Source organism: Actinomycetospora sp. 2LY8.5, from assembly GCF_057180585.1.
In genome coordinates this window covers 1-25124 of the sequence record NZ_JBXUHE010000023.1, presented here as the reverse complement: position 1 = coordinate 25124, position 25124 = coordinate 1, and the positions used below count along the sequence as shown (strand labels likewise).

The following is a 25124-nucleotide window of genomic DNA, read 5'->3' as shown; positions in this document are numbered from 1 at the left end:
CTCTCATGAGGGTCGGTGGCAACGACCGAGCGCGTTGTCACGGTCGACCGTACCCGGAGTTGCTGGAAAACAGGGTCGTTCGCGTGAGCGACCTGAATCCCGCCCATCGTACGTGCGGATGTCAGAGGAGGCATTCGATGTGCCCTCGCTTTCTGATGGTCTCTCTCGACGCGGAGCGAACTGATGGCCGAACCTGAGGTGGTGCAGGAGCCGCCACCGGATTCGGTGGTCTCGCCGGCCACCTCCGGTCAGATCGAGGAGTGGCGACTCGGCTGGAAGCACGCGCTCGCAGCCGCGATCGGCTTCGGCTGCGGCGTGGTGGTCTTCAACAACACCTTCTCGGTGTTCGTGGTGCCCATGATGACGGATACCGGATGGAGCACGACGAAGGTGCTCATCACCCCCATCGTCTTGGCTGTCGCGGCACTATTGAGTCCCTTCGCTGGCAAGCTCGTCGACCGCTTCGGGCCACGACGGATCACACTCTTCGGCCTTAGCGGTATGGTCGCTACTCTCGTGAGCTTCGCATTCGTCCCGACGACGACCGTGACATGGTACACTTTCGGGTTGCTGATGGGGGCCTTCGGTTCGTGTGCCTACATGGTGGGCGTCAACAAAGTCATCGTCAGCTGGTTCTACAAGAGCACCGGCAAGGCGTTCGCACTCACCGGAATCATCGGCGCGGGCGTTCCAGCGCTACTGACGCCGCTCGCTGCGTTCGTCGTGTACACGTACGGGTACAAGGCAGGCTTTCTTGTTCCTGCAGCAGCCATGCTGCTGCTCGCGATACCGTTCGTCGCCTGGGCGCTCACCTTGAATCCCACCGAGCAGGACGCTCGTGATACGAGAATCGCTGCCGAGCCGACGAGCGGGGCCAGGCCGTTCGGCGTACTCGACGCTCTACGTATCCCACGTGTGTGGCTCCTCGGGGGGACCATGAGCGTGGCGATCGCCGGTTTGATCGGCTTCGCGACGAACATGCAACCGATCATGCTGGAGAGCGGTATGGGAGTTCCTGCCGCGACGGCGATCTCCTCGCTGTTTCTACTCGGCGTACTGCTCGGTCGTGTCGTTACCGGCGTCTTTCTCGACCTCGTTTCGCGGTATGTGGTCGGGATTGGCATGTTTCTCGTTGCCACGCTCGGTGCGGTGTTGCTCGCGAACGTTTCGGGTCTTCCATGGGCTCTTGCCCTGCTGGCAGCTTCGATGGTCGCGCTCGGGCAGGGCGCGGAGGCAGACCTGCAAGGCTATCTCGTCGCCGCGGAGTTCGGGCGTGAGAATTACTCGGTGATCTTCGGAGCCACATTGCCGATCATCATGGTCGGCCAGCTCGTCGGCCCGTACGTATTTAGCACCATCCGCGACGCGACGGAGAGCTACGTCGTGGCATGCTATGTCGGCGGCGGCTTCTACGTGCTGGCGATCTTGCTGTTTGGCGTCATGGCACTGACGGGTGGCAGTCCGGCGAGACACAATGTGGGGCTCGCGACGCCGAGGGTCTGAGCGGCCCAGCGCAAGCCCGGCAATCCTGACGCCGATGGCGCTCGGCGCACGGGTGCGGATCCAGGCGTCGCCAAGGCCGTCGTTGCGGGCTGTCACGCCCGCGCGTGTCAGCGGGCGTTCTGGACCTTCGACGCGCGCAGCTCCCAGCTGCGCCACCAGCTCTCCCGACGGGTGTCGGCACCGACGACGATCAGCTCGTCGGCGTCGGTCCGGGCGGCGAAGTCGCCGAGGGAGCGGGCGACCGCGTTCGGTGTCCCGACGGCGCTGTAGCGGGTCATCGACCGGACCTGCTCGCCGGCCGGGCTGTCGAGCACCGCGTCGGCCTCGGCATGGGTGAGCGAGCGCCCACGACGGCCGGAGAGCAGGCGCAGGCGCTCGCGTTGCATCTCTCGGAACCGGGCCTGCGCCTCCTGGTCGGATTCCGCGGCGATGACGTTCGCCCCGGCGAGGAAGCGCGGTTCGGCGAGCTGGCCCGACGGCCTGTTCCAGGGCCTGCGGGGCGAAGTGCGAGGCGAACGCGTAGGGCAGGCCGAGCACCGCGGCGACCTGGGCGCCGTAGAGCGAGGACCCAAGGATCGTCAGCGGCACCCGGGTGCCGTGGCCGGGGTAGGCGTTGACGTGGGGAATCAGGCTGTCGTTTTCGAGGAAGGCCTGAAGTTCCCGGACGTCCTGCGGGAAGCGCTCGGGTCATGCCGTAGGGCACGCACGGTGTCCTGGTCGGTGCCGGGAGCGCGTCCCAGTCCGAGTTCGATGCGCCCGGGGTGGAGTTCAGCGAGGGTGCCGAACTGCTCGGCGACCTGCACGGCGAGTGGTTGGGCAGCATCACCCCCGGAGCCGAGTGTGATCCGCTTGGTGCGCGCGGCGATGTGCGCGATCAGGACGCTGGTCGCCGCCGTGGCGATGCTGGGCATGTTGTGGTGCTCGGCGTACCAGATGCGGCGGAGTCCCCGCTGCTCTGCGCGTTGTGCCAGGCGGGTGCTGTTCTCCAGGGCCTCGGCCACGGTCTCGTCCTTGGCAACGGTGGCGAGATTGAGGATCGACAACGGCTAGTGCCGCGTGATCGAGGAACGTTGACTGCCGGTGGCTCGGGCGACGAGTTCGTCGGCGGGTTTGGTCCAGGCGAACGGGCTGCAGCGGGTGTTCCAGCCGTCGATCCAGGTGCGGATGGCGGTGGTGAGGTCCTCGACGCTGCGGTAGCTGCCCCGGCGGATGGCCTGGCGGGTGATGATCGAGAAGAACACCTCGGTCAGGTTGAGCCAGGACCCCGAGGTCGGGGTGAAGTGCAGCGTCACCCGCGGGTTACGCGCCAGCCAGGCCTTCACCGCGGGGTGCTTGTGGGTGGTGTAGTTGTCGACCACCAGGTGCAGCTTCACCCTCGGGTAGGCCTTCGCGACCTGCTTGAGAAAGCGGAGGAACTCCTGGTGGCGGTGCCGGTCGAAGCAGGCGTCGACGACCTTGCCGGTGGCGACCTCGAGCGCGGCGAACAGCGTGGTCGTGCCGTGGCGGACGTAGTCGTGGGTGGCCTTCTCCGGCAGGCCAGGGCGGATCGGCAGGATCGGCGCTGTCCGCTCCAACGCCTGGACCTGCGACTTCTCGTCAACGCAGAGCACAACGGCTTTGTCGGGCGGGTTGAGGTAGAGCCCGACCACGTCTCTGATCTTGGCTTCGAGCTCGGGATCGGTGGAGAACTTGAAGGTCTCGGACCGCCAGGGCTGTAGCCCCCAGCGCTGCCAGACCTTAGCGACGGTGAAGTTGCTGATCCCCAGCTCCGCGGCCAGCAGCCGGCTCGACCAGTGCGTCACCCCCAGATGCTGCGGTGGCTCATCCAAAGTGCGGGCCACGATCTCGGCCTCGTCAACCTCGCGGGGCCGACCCGGCTTGGCGCGGTCATCGAGGCCCCCGACGCCCTCGGCCTGATACCGCTTCTTCCACCCGATCACCGTGGGCTTCGAGCAGCCCACCCGGCGGACGATCTCGTTGGTCCCGACCCCGTCCGCGGCCAACAGCACGATCCGCGCCCGCTGCGCCGCCCCGGCCCGGATCGAGGGCGACCGCAGCCACGACTCCAGCGCCTCGCGGTCCCGAGGAGGAACGTCCACCGCCACAGTTAACGACATACAGCAAGATCTCATCGACCGATCTCACTGGTCAAGCTAAATGACTAACGAGGCACTAGGGCAGGGACACGGCAGCACCTCTCGTCGCTCAGACCCGGACGTCGCGGTCAACAACGGAGAACGGTTGCGGCTTCCATCACCGACGAGGACGGCGCCGCGCCGAGCCGTCGGCGACGGGCAGGGAGCCTCCCGCGGCCCGGTGGGGTGCTGGACTCGCGAACATGCTCATGATCACCGGGCTTGGCCCAACGTCGGCGACCTTCCCGTCTCGGTCGCTCCACGGCTGCGCGACCGGGTGTGCCCATTCGGGAGAGGCCGGCGTGTGCGATTTCTTGGACACGCTGTTGGAGCAGCGGGGGAGGCGGCAGTCCGGGTGTCCGCGGAGACCGGGAGCGAGCCGGTTCCCGGTTTCAGCGAACATGCATGGTGGCACCTCGGTGTCACGTCGCGACCGTGTCGACAGCGTTGCGGCCGGCGGTGCGCCCGAAGACGAGGCAGTTGCTGTACGAGTTGCCGCTCCCGAGGTAGACCGGCCCCAGTACGCCGCCGACGCATTCGCCCGCGGCGTAGAGGCCCGGTATCGGACGGCTGCATTCGTCGATCACTCTGGCCTGTGCGTCGATGCGTGGGCCGACGGCGGTGACACCCAGTTGGATCAGGCGCAACTCGGTGGCGTAGAAGGGGGGTTCGGCGACCGGACGCATGACCTCGGACTTCTTCGCGAATCTGGAGTCGCCTCCGGCGGCGACGTCGGCGTTGTACTGAGCGAGGGTGCCGGCGAGGGTGTCCGCGGGCACGTTGATGAGTGAAGCCAGTTCGTCGAGCGTGGGGGCCGTGATGACCTTGCCTTTCGTCACCATCTCGTCGATGACGGGCTCCACCCAGTCCTCCCAGGTAAGGCCGGGCACGTCGACCTTCTTGGCGGCGCGGGACATCCGGGGTTGTGCCGAACGCTTGGTTGCGTCGTCGAGCACAGCCCACACCGGGCCGGGCTGGGCGCGGACGATCGGGTCCGCGACGCTGTAGGGTGAGGTTTCGTCGAAGAATCGATTGCCTTCCCCGTTGACGACAACCAGCCAGCCGGGAAGGTAAGCCTCGACCTCGTGGGCGAAGTTGGGGCGAAGGTTCAACTGGGCACGATTGCGGCCCACGATCTGAGCGTTCAGAGGTCTCACGAGGTCGAAGATGTCCCCTCGTGAGGAGTTCGCGCCGATGTACCACATCCAGCCGCCCGCGTGGCGATCGGGTGCCGGCAGGTATCGCTGGCAGAGGGCGGGATTTGCACCGAACCCGCCGGTGGTGAGGATGACCGACCGGGAGCGCACCGTGTCGTCTCCGGCCGCGACGCCGACCACCCGTTCACCCTCGAACATGAGGCGGTCGACGCGTCGACGCAGGGCGATGTCGACTCCGCGCTCTCGGGCCGTCCGGTGGAGGACGTTCACGATTTCGGCGCCCTCTCCGCGTGGCATATGGCCACGCGGCTTCGGTTCGTCGCCGGAGAAGTAGATGTCCTCGAGGAACGTGACGCCGAGGTCACCGAGCCACTCGATGGCCGGGCCGGCTCCGTCGGCGAGTACGCGGACTAGGGATTGCTCGATGTTCCATTGGTTGACGGTGAGGTAGTGAGCGTAGAGCTGGTCGGCCGAGTCGTCGATCCCGACCATGCGCTGATGACGTGTCCCTGCGCCCATGAGCAGGCCGGACGACAGCCGGCTCGAACCACCGACCACGTCCTCGGACTCGACCAGCAGGACGCTTGCACCGGCGTCGGCGGCCTCCAGAGCGGCCGCTAGGCCTGCGGCTCCGGCTCCGACGACCACCACGTCGTAGTCGGGGACGGTCTCGTGATCAGACAACGCTCTTGACTCCCTTCTCCGGTGCCCTCGTCATGTCAGTACCGCCGTTGCCGCGGCGGTGTCGAAGTAGATGGCCGTCAGCGTCGCGACCTTTCCGTTGTGGAAGCTCCAGACCTCCGTCAGCGGCATGGTCACTCTTCCGCCGGTCGTCCTCCCGGTCGCGGAGAACTGTCCGTAGACGATGATGTGGTTCTCGCCGAGGGCGGTATCTAGAATCTGGTAATCGATCTCCAACCAATGGTCGGCCAGGTCTAGTAGCGCCTTCTTGCAGCTCTCAACCCCGCGATAGACTCCGCCGTAGGGAAGGCTCTCGGCTTCGATGAGCTCGGAGCTGTCGTCGAAGGCCTCGAGGAAGCCGTCGATGTCACCGCGCCGGAACGAGGCGTAGGCCCTCTCGACGGTCTGCTTGTTCGTTTCCTGGGTATCCACAGGAGGCTCTTCTCGTCAGGTTTCGCATTGACATCTGTCCAGTGTGGCGACATCACCAGGCTCGCAGACCCGTGCGTGGCGCGAGCACGTTTGCCGCGACCTCAGGGTGATCCGTGTCGGTGCCCAGCACTACGATTTCGGGCCACTCAGTGACCCACCACGTCGTCGAGCTCGACACGGATGGTGCCTCCACCGTCCAGACCTTCGGCGAGGGCTTCGGCGAAGGCCATGTACTGCACCCCCTCCTCGAAGGTGGGCGCGCCTTTGCGGCCCTGTCGGAGGGCTGTCACGAAGTCCCGCTCTACGTTCCAGTCCCGCAGTTCGGCCCGGTCGACGGGCACTGGCTGCGGACCGTCGCCTGTGTCGAGTAGCATCTCCGGTGAATGTGCGTAGGCGTACAGGGTCCCGTCGCTGCCGTGCAGGACCATGTGCTCGGTTCCGCCGCGGACCGCTCCGGTGAACGTGCAGGTCAGGATGGGGCCCGAGGCGAACCGGCCGACCACGCCGACGGAGTCGGGCAGCTCGACCGGCGCTGTCCCGTCGGCGGTGCGTCGTTGCGGGACCCAGGTCGCGTCGACGGCCGAGAGCTCCCGAACGGGCCCGAAGAGCCGGTGGAGGACCTCGATCGTCACGCCGACGTCGAGGACGTTCACGCCCTGGACGGCTCGGACCTGGCGCCAGTGCCGGGGCTGGTCCGGGTCGAGGTAGTTCGCGTTGGGGTGGTCGAGGACGACGTGGCGGACCTCGCCGATCCGACCCTCGGTGAGCAGTCTCCGCACGATGTGCTCGACCGCCATGTAGTGCGGCGGGGGGCAGAGCATGGTCGTGAGGGCGGTCCTGCGGTCGGCGGCGAGCATCGCACGGGCGTCCCGCAGCCCGGTCGCCATCCGGCCTTGGCAGAAGACGTGCTTGCCCGCCTCCAGTGCGGCGAGGGTGATGGTCGCGTGCAGCACCGGTGGGGAGCAGATGAAGACGGCGTCCACCTCGTCGTCCGCGAGCAGGGTCTGCCAGTCCCTGTGTGAGCGCCGGAAGCCGAGCTCGCGGGCGGCGGCCGCGCCGCTGGCGGGGTCGCGGTTGGCCACCGCGACGAGCTCGACGTCGGGCAGCGCCCGCAGCCCGGGGACGTGGCGCAGCCGCGCGATGCCCCCCGCCCCGACCATGCCGATCCGCAGGGGGTCGCGCTCCGACGCGGTGCTCACCGCAGCTTCTCGAGGAAGCCCAGGACTAGGTCGTTGTACCGGCCTGCCTGCTCCCACTGGGGCCAGTGTCCCGCCGCGGTGAGCAGGGCGAAGTCGCTGGCGGGGATGGTGGAGGCCATCTTCTCGCCCACCGACGCGGGCGCGGAGGGATCGTCGCTGGTCCAGACTACGAGCGTCGGGCAGCGGATCGCCGCCAGCTCCGCGTCGGTGATCAGGTTGCGCGACCGGGGCTTCTCGAGCTGGAGGCAGAGGACGTGGCGCATGGATTCGACGAAACCGGGTCGCGAGTAGATCCGACGGCGGATCTCGACGAGCTCGTCGGTCACCGAGGTCGGGTCGGCCATCAGCCACTCCAGCCTGGTCCGGACGTGCGCCGGAGTCGGGTTCTCGACCGCGGCCATGGTGAGTGCGTGGATGCGGCTCATCACGACCGGGTCCGCCCGGCGCCCACCCGGGGTGTTGAGGACGGCGCTCGCGACGCGGTCGACGTGGGCCGGAGCGAACTTGGCCGCGACCCATCCGCCGAGGGACTCACCCATCAGGTGCGCGCGGTCGAGCCCGAGCGTATCGAGCAGGGCAAGCAGGTGGGCGGAGTAGTCGGCGATCTCCAAGTCGGTCTCGGCCAGGGCGGAGAAGCCGTGTCCGGGGAAGTCGTAGGCGATGACGCGGTACCGCTCGGCGAGCGGCCCGACGTTGCGGGAGAACGCCTCCAGATGTCCTCCGGTGCCGTGCATGAGAACCAACGGCTCACCGCGCCCGGCCTCGAGGACTCGGGTCCGGTACCCCGCGATGTCGAGGTGGCGCACGGAGATCGGCACGGTTCCGAGATCGCCCCAGATCGTCCGGACCGTCGGCTCCGTCGACCGCGCGGTCATGTTGCTGACCCTGCGGTCCGTGCGGTCATGACGCCGAATCCGGCGATCCAGGACGGCATGTCCTCGTAGAAGCTGTACTCGGTCGTGTAGGGCCCGGCGGCGGCTAGACCTGCGAACGCGGCGATCCACGTGCGCACCTCTTGGGCTCCGGCGCCGCCGTCGGCCTCGCACCAGTCCGGTGCCCAGTCGGCCACCTGGGTGAGGTCCCCCGACGCCACGAGGCGCTGGAACGCGTGGTCCCAGTCCGGGTTCAGGGGGCGGATCCCGGTAGGGCCGTCGGCTGACAGCGCGTTCGCGGCCGCGATGGCGCCCAGTTCGCGGGTGTCGCGCTCCGCCCGCGTCATCGGGCGGCCTGCAATGATCCGTTCCCGGACCGGCTCGGGGGAGGTCGCGAGGTTCGGCACCGGCGGGTCGTGGGACAGGCCGCCCGAGGCGAGGAGCAGGACCCGCCCGCCGCGGTCGAGGAAGAACCGCCCGACGGCCTCGCCGACCCGGCGGGCCCGCTCCGGCCTGCCCAAGGGCGGCGCGGCGCAGTTGATGAAGAACGGGACGGTCAGCCGGGAGGCCGGGTCCCCAAACAGGATCTCCAGCGGTTGCATGAACGCGTGGTCCAGGTCCATCCGGTGCGACATCGCCACGTCCAGGTCCTGCTTGAGCAACGCCGCGGCCAGGGCCGTCGAGGTGTCCGACGGCACCGACAACGTCGCCGAGGACGTGCCGTAGTCGCCGACCCCGCACGCGGCGGCGCCGACGCAGAAGGCGGGCATCATGCGGTAGTAGACGCCGTTGAAGTGGTCGGGGCCGAAGGCAACGACCAGCTCGGGATCGAAGTCGGCCACGAACCCCTTCGCGACAGCGAACGCCGCGTCGACCCGCGCGGCCTTCGCCGGCTCGACGTCGACGTGTCCGATCAGCGGCGAGTGCGACATGGCGCAGACAGCGAGCGGCACGGTCATTCCCTTTCTGCGAGCTCGGAGTTCGTCGAACCGGGGACCTCGTGGAGGTCGGCCGGTTCCCCGGCGCTGAGGATCGAGGTCAGCTTCATGGCTGCCTCGCGCAGGTGCGGCAGGGCAGCTCGCAGGGTGGTCTGGCTGCGACTGCCGATGTTGAGGCAGAGCTCGGTCCCGACCTGGCCACGATCGAGCGCGATCGCCGCGCCGAAGGCCTGAGGCTGGATCTCGCCGGTGCTCAGGGCGTGCCCACGGCCCCGAGCGGCGGTGACCTCGGCGGGCTCGCCGTGAGCGGGCGGCCGGGCGGCCCGGATCGCGTAGGCGGCCGATCCGCGGTCCATCGGGTGGCGCTGTCCCTCCATGAAGCTCACACGGTAGGGAACGACGCTCGGCTCGACGACGCCGAGCACGACGGCCTCGTCGCCCTCGGCGGTGAACAACATTGCCGTGACCTTGGCGTGATGGGCCAGGTCGGTCAGCACGGGCAGCGCGGCCGATCGGATGCCCAGTCGGGTCTGTTCGGCCAGGTGCAGGTTGAGCGCGCCGAGTCGGTACCGGCTGTCCGGGTCACGCCGCAGGAAGCCGTACTCGACCAACGGACGGATCAGCCGGTACGCGGCGTGGACGTTGATGCCGAGCGCCTCGGCGATCCCGTTGGCGCTCATCCCGTCCACCGACTCGCCGATGGCACGCAGGGCCGTGAGCCCTCGGGCCAGGGTCTGGGAGCCGTTCGGGCCGCGTTCGCTGCGCGACGGTGCTGTGCTCGCGTCGGTCATCCGGTCACTCCTCCCGTCCACGGGAGTGGCTCTCCCCCCGGCGCGCCATGGTGGCAGCCGCCGGTCGACCGAGGCCGAGGACGCAGAGCAGCGAGGCCGAGCGAGCGGGGGCCTGGTGGGTGTGCCCGCTCCCTGCGACGATCCGGTCGGGGCGCAGGATGACGAACGGGTGCGCCGGGTGCGTGTTGAACCAGTGCCGGAGCCTGCCGGTGACGTCGCCGACGAGGACGGTGTCTCCCGGGCCGGGGTCGGGCTCCTTGTCCGGGAGTTGGTTGAGCGGGTGCACGGCGACGAAGCGGGCTCCGAGGGAGCGCCAGCGTGCAACCTGGTCGGGCGGGAGCGCGATGGCGGGGTCGGCGCCCCAGCGCAGCAGCGCGAAGTGGTTGCCGATGACGTCGTCGAGCTTGTGCCGACCGCCGTCGCCGGGCAGCCCGACGTCGGGTTGGATGAACAGCGTCCCCGCCGGCGAACCGGGCGTGCTCACCACGGCCCCGTCCCGGTAGGTGGGCATGGGCTTGAACCGCATTTGGACGAAGTAGTCCCGGACCGGCGGGACCACCCGGGCCGTGCGGGTCACCAGGTCGCGGGCCTTGGCGAGGCCGGGGTGGGTGATGCCGAGGAAGTGACCGGTGAGCCGGGAGAGGTTGACCATGCTCCGTGCGTGGGGCCTGCGTTCCGCGTTGTAGGTGTCGAGCAGTCTCGGGTCGGCCTCGCCGCGCACGATCAGTGCCAGCTTCCAGGCGAGATTGCCGGCGTCGCGGACGCATGAGTTGTAGCCCTGGCCTTGCCAGACCGGCATGAGGTGGGCGGCGTCGCCCGCGATCACGACACGGCCGGAGACGAAGCTGCTCGCCAACCGTGATTGGTGGGTGTACACGCGCGCACGAATGATCTCGGCGGACTCGGCGTCCGGGATGATCGGGTCGAGCAGCCGGCCGACCTCCGCGCGGTTGGTGACGTCGCCCTTCTCGTGGTCGAAGAGCATGAACTCGAACCGGCGCACACCGTGGGGGAGCCCGATCGAGACCCGGGGCCGGCGGGGGTCGCAGACAATGTGCGCGTTCGGGGTCCCGAGCGGGTCGTTGTCGATGTCGACGACGAGCCAGCGGGTCGCGCTGGACAGCCCGTCGAAGGACACCCCCATGGACTTGCGGATGCCGCTGCGCCCGCCGTCCGCCCCGACCAGGTAGGACCCGCGTACCGTCACGGGTTCGCCGTCGGGGCCGGTCATCCGGGCGGTGACCCCGTCGGGGTCGGGGGCCACGGAGTCCACCCTGCTGCCCCAGTGCACCGCGACGTGGGGAAAGCGGTCGAGCCCGCCGAGCAGGACCCGGTCGACGAGCGGTTGGATGAAGCCGTGCTTGCGCGACCAGCCGTAGATTTCTTCGCTGGGGGAGAAGCTGGCCAGCTCGTGGCCGTCGGCGGTGAAGTAGGTCAGGGTCTGGTCCGGCACCGTGTGCGGCAGGATGTCGTCGACGAGCCCGGTGGCCTGCAGCACCCGCACGGTCTCGTCGTCGATCCCGACGCCGCGGGGGAAATCGATCAGTTCGTCTCGCTCGTCCACGAGGAGAACGGACACACCCTCCAGACCGAGCAGGTTCGCGAGGACCAGGCCGGTCGGCCCGGCCCCGACGATCACCACATCGGCGGACCGACCGTCGGGAACGGTGTCGGATTCACTGGGCACGGTGGGACTCTCCTCCATTCTGACGGAACATATCCCGCAGGTAGTCGCGGCAGATGACGTCCGGGTCGACCCGCAGGTCGACGAGGGTGGGGCGGGGGGACCGGCCGAACGCGTCGACCAGCCCGGCGAGCTCGCCGACCCGGGCGACGGTGCGCGCCTCAAGGCCGAGCGCACGGGCGACGCCGGCGAGGTCGGGCGGGCCGAATACCGCCTCGTGCGGGTCGAGGCCCATCGACCGCAGCTTGTGGACCTCGGCGGCGTACTGGCCGTCGTTGCAGACCAGCAGGAGGACCGGCAGCCGATGCCGGGCGAGGGTCTCGAGCTCCTGCAGGTTCATTACCAGGCTGCCGTCGCCTTCGATGCACACCGTCGGCGTGCCCGTGGCGACGACGGAGCCGATCGCGGCACCGAGAGCGTGGCCGATCGCCCCGAAGTCGTAGGTGTAGAGGTAGCGGTCGGGATGGCGACCGCGCAGCCGCTCGAGACTGAAGTGCATGAAGTGCGCGACGCCGAGCACGATCGGCCAGTCGACGGGCACCGCGTCCTGGATCTCGTCCGCGGCGTCGTAGGGATCGAGCACGTCGGTCCGCCCGGAGCGTGGTGGGCGGGGTGGCGGAGTGTCGAGACGGGCGCGCACCTCGGGGGTGCGGTAGCCCGTGGGGGCCGTGTCGGCGTCGAGCCGGTCGAGCAGGGCGCGCAGGCCGAGCCGTGCGTCGGAGCGCATCTCGACGTCGGTGACGTCCACCCCGTCGACGGTGCGGTGCGGGTCCCGGTCGAGGTGGACGACGGTCGCGTTCGTGGTCAGCCTGCCGTCGCTGACGGTGAACCGGCTCAGCCGAGCTCCGACGGCGAGCACCAGGTCCGCTCCGGTCACGAGCTCCTGGGTGAGGGCGGTGCCGAACCCGCCGACGAGCCCGAGGTCCCACGGATGGTCGTCGAACCAGCCGCGAGCGCGCCAGGTCGTGCCGACCAGGGCCCCGACGCGGTCAGCGAGGGCGAGCAGCTCCGCCTGCGCGTGCGCGGTGAGCGCACCGCGGCCCGCCAGCAGGACCGGCCGTCGCGCCTCGGCGAGCAGCTGGGCCACCCGGTCGGCGACCGCGGCCTCGGGTCCTGTGGCGGCGGGGTGCTCGACATGCCGGGTGCGGTAGACCCATGGCGACGATGGGGGCGCGTGCTGCAGGTCGAGTGGAACCGAGAGTACTACCGCGGTCCGCGCGCGCCGAGCGTGCGCGAATGCTTCCGCCACGGCCTCGGCGACGTCGTCGGGCTCGGCCGGGACGAAGGTGGCCCCGGTCGATTCCACGAAGGGCCGCTGGTCGAACCACTGGACGTGGTGAACCGCCCCGGTCGGGGTGTCGCCCGCGAACACCACCAGCGGGGTGCCGTGCCGAACCGCGGTCACCAGCGACGTCCCGACCTGCGTCAGCCCCGGCCCGCACGTCACGCTGGCCACGCCGACCTCGCCGACCTCGCTGCGCCGACGCGCGTAGCCGTCCGCCATGGTCACCGCGGCGGCCTCGTGGCGGGCATGGATCACGCGCGCCCCGGGCCGCCGGCTCATAGCAGTGCACCAGGCCATGTTCGCGTCCCCCAGGAGCGCGAAGACCGTGTCGACCCCTTCGGTGACGAACGCGTCGGCCAGTGACTCGAACAGGGGGCGGTCCACGTCACCGGGCGAGTTGATGAGCGCGCTGTTCTTAAGGCGGGTCACGACGGCAGCACCGCCGCGGTCGGCGCCCGGTGCCGGGCCGAGCGGCACAGCATCACCGCGCAGCAGCTGAGACCGATCACCGACATCACCGCCGTGTACACGGCGACCGGCCAGGTCTGCTCGCCGGTGGCGAGGTAGAGCCCGATCGCGATGGTCGGGGTCAGGCCGCCGCCGATCACCGATCCCATCTGGTAGCCGATGGACAGCCCGGTGTAGCGGATGGCCGGCGGGAACAGGTCCGCGAACAGGCCCGCGATCGGGCCGAAGATGGCGCCCGCGCCGAGGTAGCCGAGGGCCATCGCGAGCACAGTCGTCGCCGTGGCCCCGACCTCCAGGAGCGGGAAGAACAGGAAGGAGTAGACGAACAGGTACCCGAACCCGGCGATCACCACCTTCCCGGCGCCGATCCGGTCGGCGACCACGGCGAGCAGCACGATCGCGCCGGCCTCCACGAGCAGGCCGATCACCGAGGCAGTGAGCACCAGCGAGCGCGGTAGCCCGACCGCTCCGGTCCCGTAGGTGAGCGAGAACGTGAAGAACAGGTAGGCGAACACGCCGTGACCGGTACTCACCCCGACCGCCAGCAGAACCTCGCGCCAGCGACTGCGCACGGTTTCGACGATCGGCGCGCGCACGATCTCGCCGGACCGCCTGCTCGCATCGAACTCCCGGGTCTCACTCAGTCCGACGCGCACGAAGAGCCCGACACCGATCAGCACGACGCTCAACAGGAACGGCAGCCGCCAGCCCCAGGCGGCGAAGGACTCGGGGTCCATCAACGTGAGCAACGCGAACGTCGCGGTGGCCAGCATCGCGCCGAGGATCGCGCCGAGCATGCTCCAACTACCGTAGAGCGTTCGGCGGTCGGTCGGCGCGTTCTCGATCCCGACCAGCGCGGCCCCGCCCCACTCACCGCCCGCGGCGAGCCCCTGCACGAGGCGGAGCACGACAAGCGCGATCGGTGCCCAGACCCCGATCTGGGCGTAGGTGGGCAACAGGCCGACCAGGAAGGTCGCGAGGCCCATCGACAGAAGCGTGACGACCAGCAGGCGCTTGCGACCGACACGGTCGCCGTAGTGGCCGGCCAGCAGGGCACCCAGGGCCCGCGGTAGGAAGCCCGCGCCGAAAGTGACCAGCGCCAGCAGCGTTCCGATGAGCGGGTCGACGACCGGGAAGAAGATCGTGTTGAACACGAGGCTCGCGGCCGTCGCGAAGATCAGGAAGTCGTAGAACTCGATCATCGTGCCGATCGAGGCGACCAGGGCGATGCGGGTGCCGCCAGGACGCGTGGCGCCGGCGGACGCGACCGCGGGCGAGCGGGCGCCGGGTGCTCCCGAATCGGTCTCCACAGTGACACCTCCCTGGGGATCAGACCGATCAGAGCTTGACCGACCGAGGGCGGTATCGCAACTATCGCAGCATGCCTGACGCTATTCGCGACGATGCGCCGCCGTCGGTCATCGGCAGGGTCATGCTCGTGCTGGGCGCGTTCACCGCGGATGACGGTGTGCTCCCTCTGGCGGAGCTCACCCGGCGCAGCGGGCTGCCTAAGCCCACGGTCCGCCGGCTGGCCGGGCAGCTCGAGACCGCGGGGCTGTTGGCGCGGTCGGACCAGGGCTATCGCCCGGCGGTGAGGTTGTTCGAGCTCGGCAACCTCGTCCCGCCGCGCTTCGCCTCGGACCTCGCACGTCCGCACCTGGTCGAGCTGCACCGCCGCGTGGGGGTCACGGTGCATTTCGCCGTGCTGGACGACAACCACATCGTCTATCTGGAGAAGTTCGCTGCCCCGCAGGGACCGGGGCTCCCGTCGCGGATCGGCGCCCGGGGGCCCGCCCATTGCACGGGGCTGGGCAAGGCGCTGGTCGCTCACGCCGGCGAGGCCACGATGAACACGGTCCTCGGTGGACCGTTGCGCCGGTACACGCCACGGACGTCGGTGATGCCGGGGCGGCTGCGCCACGCGTTCGACGTGGTGCGCCGGCGAGGGGTCGCGTTCGACCACGAGGAGGCGGTCCTCGGGGTCTCGTGCGCCGCCGCCCCCGTGCTCGACGACCGGGGGGCGGCGGTGGGTGCGGTGTCGACGAGCGGCTGGGCGACGCGCTTCGACGCCACCCGGGTCGCCGACGAGGTGCAGCGGACGACCGCGGCGATCAGCGCCGAGGTCCGAGCCCGCCACCGGCCCCCGGTCGTGGGTGTCCCCGCGGCGGGTCACTGAGCGGCACGGGCCGCTTGGCGTCGTCTCCGCCCGGTGGCCACAGTGTCGGGTCGCCCTGTTCGCGGTGGCCCACCCGAGCCGCCCGCTCGGCCCGGCGTGACCCGGCGAACGGTGCCAGCCCCACGCAACGCCCAGCAGTCTCCACGCAAGGCCCAGCAGTCTCAAGGCGCAAGGGAGTTCGCCGATGAACGACTACGACGTGATCATCGTGGGATCGGGATCCGCGGGCAGCGTCCTCGCGTCCCGCCTGTCGGAGGATCCGGACCGCCAAGTCCTCGTCCTGGAGTCCGGGCCGGTCTACGCGAGCGCGGAGGGGTTCCCCGAGGAGATCTTGCGGGTGTCCTCGTTGGCGGCGATGGTCCCCGGACACCCCAACAACTGGCCGTTCAAGGGGTTCCTCACGCCTGAGCTGCCCTACAGCGTCCCGCGCGGCAAGATTTTCGGGGGATCCGGGGCCATGAACGGGGCCAATTTCGTGCGTGCCACCCGGGCGGACTTCGACGACTGGGTCGCGTTGGGCAACGATCAGTGGTCCTACGATGCCTGTCTGCCCTTCTACAAGGTGGCCGAGCGCGACCTGGACTTCTCGACCGACGCGCACGGCACTGACGGCCCGCTGCCCGTCCAACGCGCCAAGGGGAACCTGCTCAGCCCACTGTCGGAGTCCTTCCTCGACGCCTGTGTCGCCAACGGCTTCCCCGAGGAGAAGGACAAGAACGGTGGCGAGGCGCCCGGCGCCGGGCTGGTCCCCGGCAACTTCATCGACGGCGTCCGAGTCAACACCGCCATCTCGCACCTGATCCCGCACCTCGGTCGGCCGAATCTCACGGTGCGCGGCAACGCGACCGTGCTGCGGGTCGTGATCGAGAAGGGTCGGGCCGTCGGCGTCGAGGTGCAGGTCGATGGTCGCGAGGAGACCGTCCGGGGCCGCGAGGTCGTGCTCGCCGCCGGCTCGGTGAAGTCGCCGCACCTGCTGCTGCTCTCGGGCATCGGGCCGGCCGCGCAGCTGCGGTCGGTCGGGATCGACGTCGTGGTCGACGCGCCCGGTGTCGGGCGGGACTGGTCGGACCACCCGGACGTCTACGTGGGGTTCAAGGCGAAGCAGGACGTCCCGTTCGACCCGACCATGCTGGTCGCCCAGGCCGCGCTGAACATGGACTCCGGCGACGACCCGGCCGGCGACCTGGAACTGCTGTTGTTCGTGGTCCCGCTGGGTTCGATGATGACCGATCCCGCCGCGGGCAAGCAGGCGTCGCTGCTCAAGGGCGCCGCGGACGTCATGCGCCGTCCGATGGCCACGCTCTCCGCTCTGCGCGGTGTGTCTCTGCGGCGCCTCGCCACGCAGATGATCCGGCAGGGCGACCTGAACATGATGGTCGGCCTGCAGCGCACCGAGAGCCGCGGCGAGATGACGCTGGTCTCGGCCGACCCGCACGTCCACCCCGAGCTGCAGTTCCACTATCTGCGCTCCGGGACGGACATGGCACGGATGCGCACCGGGATCCGCGCCTGCCTCGAGCTGCTCCAGACCGGGCCGATGGCCGCCTGGGTCGACGAGATCACCGCACCGGACCTGCCGAGCGCCGGTGATGACGCCGCGCTGGACCGTTGGGTTCGCAACACGCTGAACTCGAACTTCCATCTCTCGGGCAGTGCGCGAATGGGCCCAGACTCCGACGCGGGTGCCGTCGTCGACCAGTCCCTGCGGGTTCGCGGGGTCGACGGCCTGCGGGTTGTGGACACCTCGGTGCTGCCCGCTGTGCCGCGACGCGGCCCCCACGCGACCGCGGTGATGCTCGGTGAGCGCGGTGCGTCCCTGATCGGTTCTTGAGCAGCAACAGCCAAGGAGGCACGAACATGACCTCAGCAGCGTCCGCCACACGCGGCGTGGCCGCCCTCGACGACACGAGCGCCGCGGCGCTCGTCGACGCCGCCCGCGCGCGTGCGAGCGAGATCGGCGTGGCGGTCAGCGTCGCCGTCGTCGACCCGGGTGGGCACCTCGTCGCGTTCCACCGGTCGAACGGCGCGCCGGTGCTCTCGGTGCAGGCCGCCCTGGACAAGGCCTGGACCGCGGCGTCCTCGGGAACCGCCACCGCGACCTGGTACGACATCGTCACCGGGGACCAGGTCCTGCGCGAAGGGATGGTGCACACCCCCCGGTTCAGCATCCTTCCTGGCGGCGTGCCGCTGTTCGCGGGCGGCCGGCTGGTGGGCGCCGTCGCCGCCGCGGGCGGGCACTACACCCAGGACGACGACATCGCCCAGACCGCCGCCGCCGCCGTGGGACTGACAGCGGCGGAAGGAGACCGGCGATGAGCCGCCCGCAAGGCACGACCCAGCGGGAGACGACCTGGTCGCGATCGACCGACGTCGTGGTGGTCGGTGGCGGCGCGGCCGGCTTCGCCGCGGCGGTCACGGCGGCCGGCGACGGCGCCCGGGTGGTGCTGCTCGAGAAGGCCCCGGACGTGGGCGGCACCACGGTCAAGGCGACCGCGGGAGCGTTCTGGATCCCGAACAACGCCGACATGCGTACCGCCGGGATGACCGACCCACGCGAGGACGCGCTCGACTACATGGCCAGGCTCGCGTACCCACAGCTCTTCGATCCCACGAGCCCGACCCGAGGAATCGCCTCGGATCGTTTCGCGCTGATCGAGGCCTTCTACGACAACGCCGCCCCCGCGGTCGAGGCGTTGCAGGCCCTCGGCGGCGTGCGTCCCGTCGCGGCGATGGACGACCCCGACTACCACCCCGATCTGCCACAGAACAAGGCGCCCTACGGCCGTCAGATGCGCCCCGAGGGAACCGACGTGCTGGCCGAGGACGGCGGCATCCTGCTGATCGCCGGTCTGCGGGAGGCCGCCGAGAAGCTTGGAGTCGAGATCCTCACCGAGCACCGGGTGCGCAGGCTCGTGCAGGACGAGTCCGGTGCCGTGCTCGGCGTCATCGTCGAAACGCCCGACGGCCCGACCCGGATGCGCGCGGAGCGCGGCGTGGTCTTCGGGACCGGCGGCTTCGCCCACAACCCCGAGATGGTCCTGGACAACATCCGGGGACCGGTGTTCGGCGGCTGTGCGTCGTCCACCGCGACCGGCGACTTCGTCGGTATCGCCACCTCGGCCGGAGCGGCGCTGGGCAACATGGCCAACGCCTGGTTCAACCAGATCACCCTCGAGGAGGCGCTGCGCCACCGGGAGACCCACAAGGACATCTGGATCGGCTTCGGCGACAGCATGATCCAGGTCAACCGCCGGGGGCGGCGCGTGGTGAACGAGAAGATGCTCTACAACGAGCGCGCCCAGGTGCACTTCCAATACCGGGCCGACGCCCGTGACTTCCCGAACCTCGTGACGTTCATGATCTACGACGACGTGGTGGCCCGCAGCGAGACCGAGTGGTTCGCCCGACACCCGGTGCCCCTTCCCGGCGGCGACACGAGGGACGTCGTCTCGGGCCAGACCTGGGAGCAGCTCGCGACCAACATCGACGCGAAGCTGCAGCAGCACGCCTCGAAGATCGGCGGGCTGCGCCTCGACGAGGGTTTCGCCGATCGGGTGCGCGAGACCGTGGAGACCTTCAACGACTACGCCCGCGAGGGCGTGGACCGCGATTTTCATCGGGGCGAGTCCGCCATCCAGGTCGCCTGGCACGGCCCGGCGCGGGAGAACCCGTGTCCGAACCCGACCATGCATCCTTTCGCCGAGGAGGGCCCCTACCACGCGGTCCTCCTGGTGGCCGGGATGCTGGACACCAAGGGCGGCCCGAAGACCGACGCGTACGGCCGTGTGCTGGACGTCGACGGCTCGCCGATTCCCGGCCTGTACGGGGCCGGGAACTGCGCGGCGTCGCCGGCAGGCCAGGCCTACTGGGCGGGCGGCGGCACGCTGGGGGTCGCGTTGACCTTCGGGCACCTCGCCGGTGCTCACGCCGCGACCCGAGTCACGGAGAGCGCTCGATGAGCGCCGCGCCACCCGAGACCGCGGCGGCGCTGTTCGGGCTCGGGAGCAAGGTGGACCAGATCTGCTTCGTCGTCCCCGACATCGATCAGGCGATCGCGAACTGGGGGACGCTGCTGGACCTGGGCGCGTTCGACTCCTTCGAGTTCGCGGCCGCGAACGAGCCCTCGTACACCCACCGGGGCGAAAAGGCGACCTGGGACATCCGGCTGGCGCTCAACCACACGACCCCCCAGATCGAGCTCATCCAGCCGGTGCGCGGGGCCAGCGTCTACCAGGAGCTCGTCGACGAGCAGGGCTACGGCCTGCACCACGTCGGGCTCGTCGTCGACGATCTCGACGAGGCCGTGGAACTCATGCGGCGCCGGGGCTTCGAGCAGGTGACCTACGGCCTCAACGCGGCCGGCGGGTTCGCCTACTTCGACACCCGCCAGATCATCGGGTGCTTCTTCGAGACCATCTGGCTGCCAGCAGAGAGCCCGTTCCGGTGAGGCAGGACCGAAGTGCGCCGGAGCATCGGCTGACGTAGAGAAGCATTCTGAGTCACTGACGAAAAAGGATCGAGGAGGACCCATGGTCACCCTGATGCTGGCACTGACCCGCAAGGCGGACATGACCGCCGAGCAGTTCCGGAACTACTATGAGAACACCCACGTCCCGCTGACGGCGAAGTACGTCGGGCACCTGTACTCCGAGTACCGGCGCAACTATCTGGCCGAGTTCCCGACGCTCGCGGACAACCGGCCGCACGCCACCGGGGGCGCGGGAGCCACGGCGAGTCGGGACACGCCCGATGTCCTGACCGAGATCGTCTTCGCCGATGACGCCGATTACGCTGAGTTCGGTCGAATCCTCGATGATCCCGAGGTGCAACGCGCGTTCACCGAAGACGAGAAGAACTTCCTCGACCCGACGCTGAGCAGATCGGGGATCGCGACGACCGCCCGGGGGCTCCCGCGATGACCGGCGTCGTGTCGATGGTCTCTGATCAGGGGGCAGCCCAGTGAGGGCCTGGCAGTTCACCGATACCCACTCCCCGCTGCGATTCGTCGAGCTCGACGACCCGAAGCCGGCTGCGGGAGAGGCTGCGGTGTCCGTCCGGGCTGCCGGCATCTGCCACTCGGACGTGGGCCTGTTCGAGGACGAGGGGTGGATGGCGCTGCTGCGGCCGCCCGTCGTGCCCGGCCACGAGATCGCAGGCGAGATCGCCGAGCTGCGCGCCGAAGTCGAGGGTGGTCGGCAGGTGATGGGGTGGCGATCTAGACGATGAGCCCCGAGCACCACGGCTATCAGCGCGACGGCGGGGTCGGCGAGTCGATCATCGCGAGTCCGGAGTCGCTCGTGCGTGTCCCCATGCCGTCGATGACGCAAACGCCGTCCTCGGCGGGCCCAGTATGACCGCCCACGCCGCGGTCGTCATCGCTGGCCGTCTCCAGCCCAGACCAGCGGACTGCGAGTCCGTCGCCGCGGTTCTGGACTGGCTCGCATCCGGCGAGATCAAACCGTCCATCGTTCGCACCGACTTCGACCGTGTTCCGGATCGCTGGGGAAGTTGCGGTGCGGCGAGGTCGTCGGGCGTGTGGTCGCCATCTACTGATCAAGCGTCCGACGGCCCGGCCGGCCCATTCACCGTGACCGCGGAGCGGAGACACCGCGGTCACCCGGCCCATCCCCTGTCTCCGTACGGAGAGCTTCGATGATGAGTACACAGACCGCGAGCACCGCGACCGCCGATATCACCGTGGACGAGACGGAATACCGGACCGTCGCCGTCACCGAGTCGCCGGTCCTCGGACCGGTCAACGACTTCAAATTGGCGCTGTTCTCCATGAACACCGCCCGCGGGACGAGCTTCTCGCACGCGGACGGCCTGATCCGAGTCACCTGGGACGAGCAGATGAGGCTGGCGACGCAAGCCGATGAGGCTGGCATCGACGCGATCATCCCGATCGCGCACTGGAAGCACTACATCGACGCCGACCCCTACCTGGACCGGATCTACGAGACGTTCACATGGGCCGCGGCCCTGGCCGCGAGAACCGAGCGAACCCAGGTGTTCGCCACGGTCCAGATTCCCCTCTACCACCCGACGATGGTGGCCAAGATGGCCACCACCATCGACCACATCTCGAACGGCAGGGCGGCCCTGAACGTCGTCGCCGGCTGGAACGACCGCGAGTTCGCGATGTTCGGCGTACCGGCGCAGGACCACGATGCGCGTTACGCCCACGCCGAGGAATGGATGCGGCTGCTGCTGCGGGTCTTCGACGAACAGGCCCCGTTCGACTTCGATGGTCACTTCGTGCAGGGCAACGGCATCATCTCCCGGCCCCGCCCGATCCAGCGGCCCCGGCCGGTCATCATGAGCGCCGGGTCGAGCCCCGCCGGTCGTCGATTCGCCGGCCGGTTCGCCGACATGATCTTCTGCTTCTTCCAGGGCATGGACGACCTCGCTCCCGCCGCGGCGCAGGCCCGCGCCGACGCCCACGCTGTGGCCGGGCGGGAGGTCAAGGTCTTCGGCCACGGCTACATCGTGTGCGCCGACACCGAGGCCGAGGCACGCCGCCGATTCGAGCACATCTCGCTCGAGACCATGGACCTCGAGACCATCAGAGCGTTCACCGGCCTCGGGGAAGGCAAGGTGCGCAGCTCCGACATCTTCGAGGACAAAGAGGCCCTCGAGACCGCGCAGAAGTGTGCTGTCGGCCCCTACGCGTTCCCGCTGGTCGGCACCGCCGAGCAGATCGCCGAGCGCATCGTGCGGATCCGCCGGGCGGGCCTCGACGGGATGGCCGTCTCCTTCCCCGACTACGGGGAAGGCCTCGAGACGTACGCACGTGAGATCCGGCCGCTGCTGATCGAGGCCGGCGTGCGCGAGAGCTGACGGGTCGGCGCGGGGTCCAGAGAGGAGCGCGGGTACACACATGCGGGAAGACACCGAGTCAGAGCACGATGTCGTCGTCCTGGGATCCGGGGCAGCGGGACTGGTGGCCGCCGTGGTCGCAGCCGAGAGCGGGGCCGACGTGGTGCTCCTGGAGAAGGCCGCGCTAGTCGGCGGCACCACGGCGTTCTCCGGCGGGATGCTGTGGGCGCCGGGCAACCACCTCATGCCGGGCGTCGGGGTCGAGGACTCCCGGGAGGACGCCCTCGCCTACGTCCGGACCCTGACAGGAGACCGAGACGTCCCGGGCGACCTAGTGGGCACCTATCTCGACACCGCGGCGGGGATGGTCCGGTGGGTGGAGGAGCACACCCGGCTACGGTTCATGGTCACCGAGGCGTTCTCCGACTACTACGCCGACCACACCGGTGGGCGGCCAAGGGGCCGCTCCATCGAGCCGGAGCCTTTCCCCGCGGCAGCAGCGCTCGGGGAGTGGTACGAGCGTGTGCGGGTCAGCCCCCACATGCCGAGGCTGACCCTGCAGGAGATCTCTGGAGCCGGAGCCGCCGCCGACCCGAAGTCCACCAACCCGAACGCGTCGGGTGCCGCGGCTCCGGCACCGCACCTGCCGATCCTCGCGAAGCGGCGCGAGGACGACGGCGTGCACTGCCTGGGGGCGGCGCTGGTGTCGGGCCTGCTGGAGGCGGCGCTGCGGCTGGGCGTGCGGATCCACACCGCGGCCCCAGCGTCGCGGCTGGTCGTCGAGCACGGACGGGTCGCCGGGGTCGTGACAGCGGGCGTCGGAGGCGAGCGCTTCCTGCGGGCGCGCCGCGGCGTGGTCGTCGCGACCGGCGGCTTCGAGTGGAGTCGCGACCTCGTGCTCGCCTTCCTCGGTGTCCCCGAGCTGAAGCCCATGACGCCACCGACCAACGTCGGTGACGGGCTCGTGATGGGCATCGAGACCGGTGCCGCGCTGGCGAACATGACCTCGCACTGGGGCATCCCGGTGATCGCCGACTATCCGTTGGAGATCGAGGATCACCGACTGGCGATCATGGAGACACCCCGCATGGAGGCCGGGGTGGTGTTGGTGAACCGCGAGGGGCGCCGGTTCACCAACGAGGCGGTCGCCTATCACGACATGTCCAAGACCTTCCTACCCTACGATCCGATCACGCGGACCTGGCCGAACGAACCGCCGGTGTGGGCGGTGTTCGACCGGCGGGTCCGCGAGCGCATCACGATCCGTGACCTGGCACCGGGCAGCGCCACCCCGGAGTGGGTCGTCGAGGCCGCCACCCTCGCCGAGCTGGCCCAGACCATCGATGTGGACGAGCAGACGTTCCTCGCCGAGATCCAGCGGTTCAACCAGAACGCCGCCCGAGGAGCCGACCCCGACTTCGGCCGCGGCACCGTGTGGTTCGAGGCCTACACCAGTGGCGGCCCCATCCCGGAGCGCGCGCTGGCCACCATCGCGGAGGGCCCGTTCCACGCCGTGCGGATCCACCACGGATCCGTCGGCACCAACGGTGGGCTGCGCACCGACGGCCGTGGCCGGGTCGTGGGCATGCGCGGCGGCGTCGTCCCGGGGCTGTACGCGGCCGGCAACGTGGCCGCGTCGGCCTGCGGGCCCGCATACCCCGCAGGCGGCATCACCCTGGGCGAGGCGATGACGTTCGGCTTCCTCGCCGGCCGCGACCTCGCCACCCCGGAGAACAACACGGTCGGGAACAGCCTGCACTCGACCCCCCACTCGCTCCAGGGAGGTCCCCGAATGACCCAGGAGGTCCCCGAATGACACTGACGTGGGAGCAGCGGTGGGATGCCCACCGCCAGATCGAGGCGCTGCTCTATACCTACTGCGAGCGCCTCGACGGGGCAGACTTCGACGGCGTCGCAGCGTTGTTCGCGCACGGCGTGTGGCGCAACGGCGGTCCCGACGAGCCCGGGCTCAGCGGAGCCGATCTCTCACGATGGCTGCGGGAGCACGTTCGTACCCACGGCGACTCGCTCGGCACCAGGCACCTCATCCTCAACCCGCTAATCGAGCTGGCCACCGACGACCGCACGGCGACTTCGCGCTCCACGATCCTCCTGTTCCAGGCGGTCGAGGACTTCCCTCTCCAGCCGGTCTACCTGGGCCGCTACCAGGACACGTTCGCCGTCGGTGACGACAAGTGGTACTACACCGAGCGGATCATCCGTCCGGACGGTTTCACCGACCTCAGCAGGCACCTGCTCGGGGAGTTGATTCCCAGGGGAGCGCGCCGGACCACCACGGCCCGTGAGGGGTGACCTCCGCTGCCATCGCCCCAGCATGCGGGAGAGGCTCAGTGGCTGACGAGCTGCTTCAGCCTTTACGGAACCACCGCTCCGCGGTCGTCCACTGGAGCGCCACCACCGCGCTTGCTGCGGTTAGCCCCGGTTATTCATGAGGACGCGGGACCGATCTTCAGCGTCGGTGGTTGATCTTGTTTTGGAGTGTTCCGGTGATGGGCGTGGGTGATCGGCCGGCCTGCCGTTCGCCGGCTGCTCCAGGTCTCGCAGGGTCGTGAACTGGGGTCAGCCTGCAGGGACGGGGAGCGCGTGCAGCCTGGTGAACGCGGCGGCGAGGTCGACCGCCCAGGGCCAGGATCGTTGGATGCGCAGCCAGAGACGCCGTTGTCCGCGGGTCAGGCGGGCGGCGACGTGCAGCAGCCGGTAGCGCAGCGTCTTGGGCTCGGCCTTGGCCAGGTGCCCGTCGAGCAGCAGTGTCTGGGTCCAGGCGATGAGGTCGACCGCGATCATGACCACGTGCAGCCACGCGGCGTTGACCGCGAAGCTCCGGGACGGGAAGTGCTCCAGGCCGGTGTCCTTGGCGGTGCGGATGCGGTCCTCGACCCGGGCGTGGGCGCGGTGGCGGGCGTCGAGAAACGCCAACTGTCCGACACGGGTGTCGGTGGCGAACGCGGTGTAGCGCCATCCGT

The 25124-nt window shown here is 69.7% G+C and carries 24 protein-coding genes; 11 read left to right on the top strand and 13 right to left on the bottom strand.

Annotated features, from left to right (window positions below):
* Nucleotides 1-183: 183 nt before the first annotated feature.
* Nucleotides 184-1503 carry an MFS transporter gene (locus AC2A1K_RS21950; RefSeq protein WP_483898456.1) on the top strand — a complete coding sequence of 440 codons (1320 nt, stop codon included), beginning with the start codon at nucleotides 184-186 and terminating at the stop codon, nucleotides 1501-1503.
* A gap of 107 nt (nucleotides 1504-1610) precedes the next feature.
* Here the strand turns inward: AC2A1K_RS21950 and AC2A1K_RS21945 are convergent, their stop codons facing one another.
* The 12 genes from AC2A1K_RS21945 to AC2A1K_RS21890 all read right to left on the bottom strand — a co-directional run bounded on the left by AC2A1K_RS21945 (nucleotide 1611) and on the right by AC2A1K_RS21890 (nucleotide 14455).
* The gene (locus AC2A1K_RS21945) at nucleotides 1611-1889 is read right to left on the bottom strand and encodes a hypothetical protein (RefSeq protein WP_483898455.1); all 279 of its coding nucleotides are present in this window, start codon (nucleotides 1887-1889) and stop codon (nucleotides 1611-1613) included.
* A 240-nt stretch (nucleotides 1890-2129) separates the two neighbouring features.
* Entirely contained in the window at nucleotides 2130-2546 is a 417-nt protein-coding gene (locus AC2A1K_RS21940; protein WP_483898454.1) for an MsnO8 family LLM class oxidoreductase, read from the bottom strand.
* 3 nt (nucleotides 2547-2549) lie between these two features.
* Nucleotides 2550-3620 carry an IS630 family transposase gene (locus AC2A1K_RS21935; RefSeq protein ID WP_483898527.1) on the bottom strand — a complete coding sequence of 357 codons (1071 nt, stop codon included), beginning with the start codon at nucleotides 3618-3620 and terminating at the stop codon, nucleotides 2550-2552.
* 440 nt (nucleotides 3621-4060) lie between these two features.
* On the bottom strand, nucleotides 4061-5479 hold the full coding sequence (locus AC2A1K_RS21930) for an FAD-dependent oxidoreductase (RefSeq protein ID WP_483898453.1): 1419 nt from the start codon (nucleotides 5477-5479) through the stop codon (nucleotides 4061-4063).
* Between the two features lie 30 nt (nucleotides 5480-5509).
* A complete protein-coding gene (locus AC2A1K_RS21925; RefSeq protein WP_483898452.1) occupies nucleotides 5510-5908 on the bottom strand; it encodes a nuclear transport factor 2 family protein in 399 nt (132 codons plus the stop codon).
* Nucleotides 5909-6054: 146 nt separating this feature from the next.
* Nucleotides 6055-7107, bottom strand: coding sequence for a Gfo/Idh/MocA family protein (locus AC2A1K_RS21920; RefSeq protein ID WP_483898451.1), 1053 nt, complete (start codon nucleotides 7105-7107; stop codon nucleotides 6055-6057).
* Nucleotides 7104-7982, bottom strand: coding sequence for an alpha/beta fold hydrolase (locus AC2A1K_RS21915; RefSeq protein WP_483898450.1), 879 nt, complete (start codon nucleotides 7980-7982; stop codon nucleotides 7104-7106). The genes AC2A1K_RS21920 and AC2A1K_RS21915 overlap by 4 nt, the downstream gene beginning before the upstream one ends.
* The gene (locus AC2A1K_RS21910) at nucleotides 7979-8932 is read right to left on the bottom strand and encodes a 3-carboxyethylcatechol 2,3-dioxygenase (protein WP_483898449.1); all 954 of its coding nucleotides are present in this window, start codon (nucleotides 8930-8932) and stop codon (nucleotides 7979-7981) included. Before AC2A1K_RS21910 ends, AC2A1K_RS21915 begins: the two co-directional genes overlap by 4 nt.
* 2 nt (nucleotides 8933-8934) lie before the next feature.
* Entirely contained in the window at nucleotides 8935-9708 is a 774-nt protein-coding gene (locus tag AC2A1K_RS21905) for an IclR family transcriptional regulator (RefSeq protein ID WP_483898448.1), read from the bottom strand.
* A 4-nt stretch (nucleotides 9709-9712) separates the two neighbouring features.
* A complete protein-coding gene (locus tag AC2A1K_RS21900; protein WP_483898447.1) occupies nucleotides 9713-11395 on the bottom strand; it encodes a bifunctional 3-(3-hydroxy-phenyl)propionate/3-hydroxycinnamic acid hydroxylase in 1683 nt (560 codons plus the stop codon).
* The gene (locus tag AC2A1K_RS21895; protein ID WP_483898446.1) at nucleotides 11385-13106 is read right to left on the bottom strand and encodes a thiamine pyrophosphate-binding protein; all 1722 of its coding nucleotides are present in this window, start codon (nucleotides 13104-13106) and stop codon (nucleotides 11385-11387) included. Before AC2A1K_RS21895 ends, AC2A1K_RS21900 begins: the two co-directional genes overlap by 11 nt.
* Nucleotides 13103-14455 carry an MFS transporter gene (locus AC2A1K_RS21890; protein WP_483898445.1) on the bottom strand — a complete coding sequence of 451 codons (1353 nt, stop codon included), beginning with the start codon at nucleotides 14453-14455 and terminating at the stop codon, nucleotides 13103-13105. The genes AC2A1K_RS21895 and AC2A1K_RS21890 overlap by 4 nt, the downstream gene beginning before the upstream one ends.
* A 71-nt stretch (nucleotides 14456-14526) precedes the next feature.
* Between AC2A1K_RS21890 and AC2A1K_RS21885 the strand changes: the two genes are divergently transcribed.
* The 10 genes from AC2A1K_RS21885 (at nucleotide 14527) to AC2A1K_RS21840 (ending at nucleotide 24453) form a co-directional block, all read left to right on the top strand.
* A complete protein-coding gene (locus AC2A1K_RS21885) occupies nucleotides 14527-15321 on the top strand; it encodes an IclR family transcriptional regulator (protein ID WP_483898444.1) in 795 nt (264 codons plus the stop codon).
* 184 nt (nucleotides 15322-15505) lie between these two features.
* A complete protein-coding gene (locus AC2A1K_RS21880) occupies nucleotides 15506-17152 on the top strand; it encodes a GMC family oxidoreductase (RefSeq protein WP_483898443.1) in 1647 nt (548 codons plus the stop codon).
* Between the two features lie 26 nt (nucleotides 17153-17178).
* A complete protein-coding gene (locus AC2A1K_RS21875; protein WP_483898442.1) occupies nucleotides 17179-17637 on the top strand; it encodes a GlcG/HbpS family heme-binding protein in 459 nt (152 codons plus the stop codon).
* On the top strand, nucleotides 17634-19280 hold the full coding sequence (locus tag AC2A1K_RS21870) for an FAD-dependent oxidoreductase (protein WP_483898441.1): 1647 nt from the start codon (nucleotides 17634-17636) through the stop codon (nucleotides 19278-19280). Before AC2A1K_RS21875 ends, AC2A1K_RS21870 begins: the two co-directional genes overlap by 4 nt.
* Nucleotides 19277-19768 carry a VOC family protein gene (locus AC2A1K_RS21865; protein ID WP_483898440.1) on the top strand — a complete coding sequence of 164 codons (492 nt, stop codon included), beginning with the start codon at nucleotides 19277-19279 and terminating at the stop codon, nucleotides 19766-19768. The genes AC2A1K_RS21870 and AC2A1K_RS21865 overlap by 4 nt, the downstream gene beginning before the upstream one ends.
* Nucleotides 19769-19850: 82 nt before the next feature.
* Entirely contained in the window at nucleotides 19851-20240 is a 390-nt protein-coding gene (locus AC2A1K_RS21860; protein ID WP_483898439.1) for an EthD domain-containing protein, read from the top strand.
* 40 nt (nucleotides 20241-20280) lie between these two features.
* Nucleotides 20281-20547 (top strand): alcohol dehydrogenase catalytic domain-containing protein, encoded by a 267-nt coding sequence (locus AC2A1K_RS21855; protein ID WP_483898438.1) that lies wholly within the window; start codon nucleotides 20281-20283, stop codon nucleotides 20545-20547.
* 426 nt (nucleotides 20548-20973) lie between these two features.
* Entirely contained in the window at nucleotides 20974-22161 is a 1188-nt protein-coding gene (locus tag AC2A1K_RS21850; protein ID WP_483898437.1) for an LLM class flavin-dependent oxidoreductase, read from the top strand.
* 40 nt (nucleotides 22162-22201) lie between these two features.
* Nucleotides 22202-23956, top strand: a complete 1755-nt coding sequence (locus tag AC2A1K_RS21845) for an FAD-dependent oxidoreductase (protein WP_483898436.1) — start codon at nucleotides 22202-22204, stop codon at nucleotides 23954-23956.
* Nucleotides 23953-24453, top strand: a complete 501-nt coding sequence (locus AC2A1K_RS21840; protein WP_483898435.1) for a nuclear transport factor 2 family protein — start codon at nucleotides 23953-23955, stop codon at nucleotides 24451-24453. The genes AC2A1K_RS21845 and AC2A1K_RS21840 overlap by 4 nt, the downstream gene beginning before the upstream one ends.
* 267 nt (nucleotides 24454-24720) lie before the next feature.
* Here the strand turns inward: AC2A1K_RS21840 and AC2A1K_RS21835 are convergent.
* Nucleotides 24721-25124, bottom strand: a 404-nt coding sequence (locus AC2A1K_RS21835) for a transposase (protein WP_483898434.1), incomplete at its 5' end; no start/stop codon positions are given.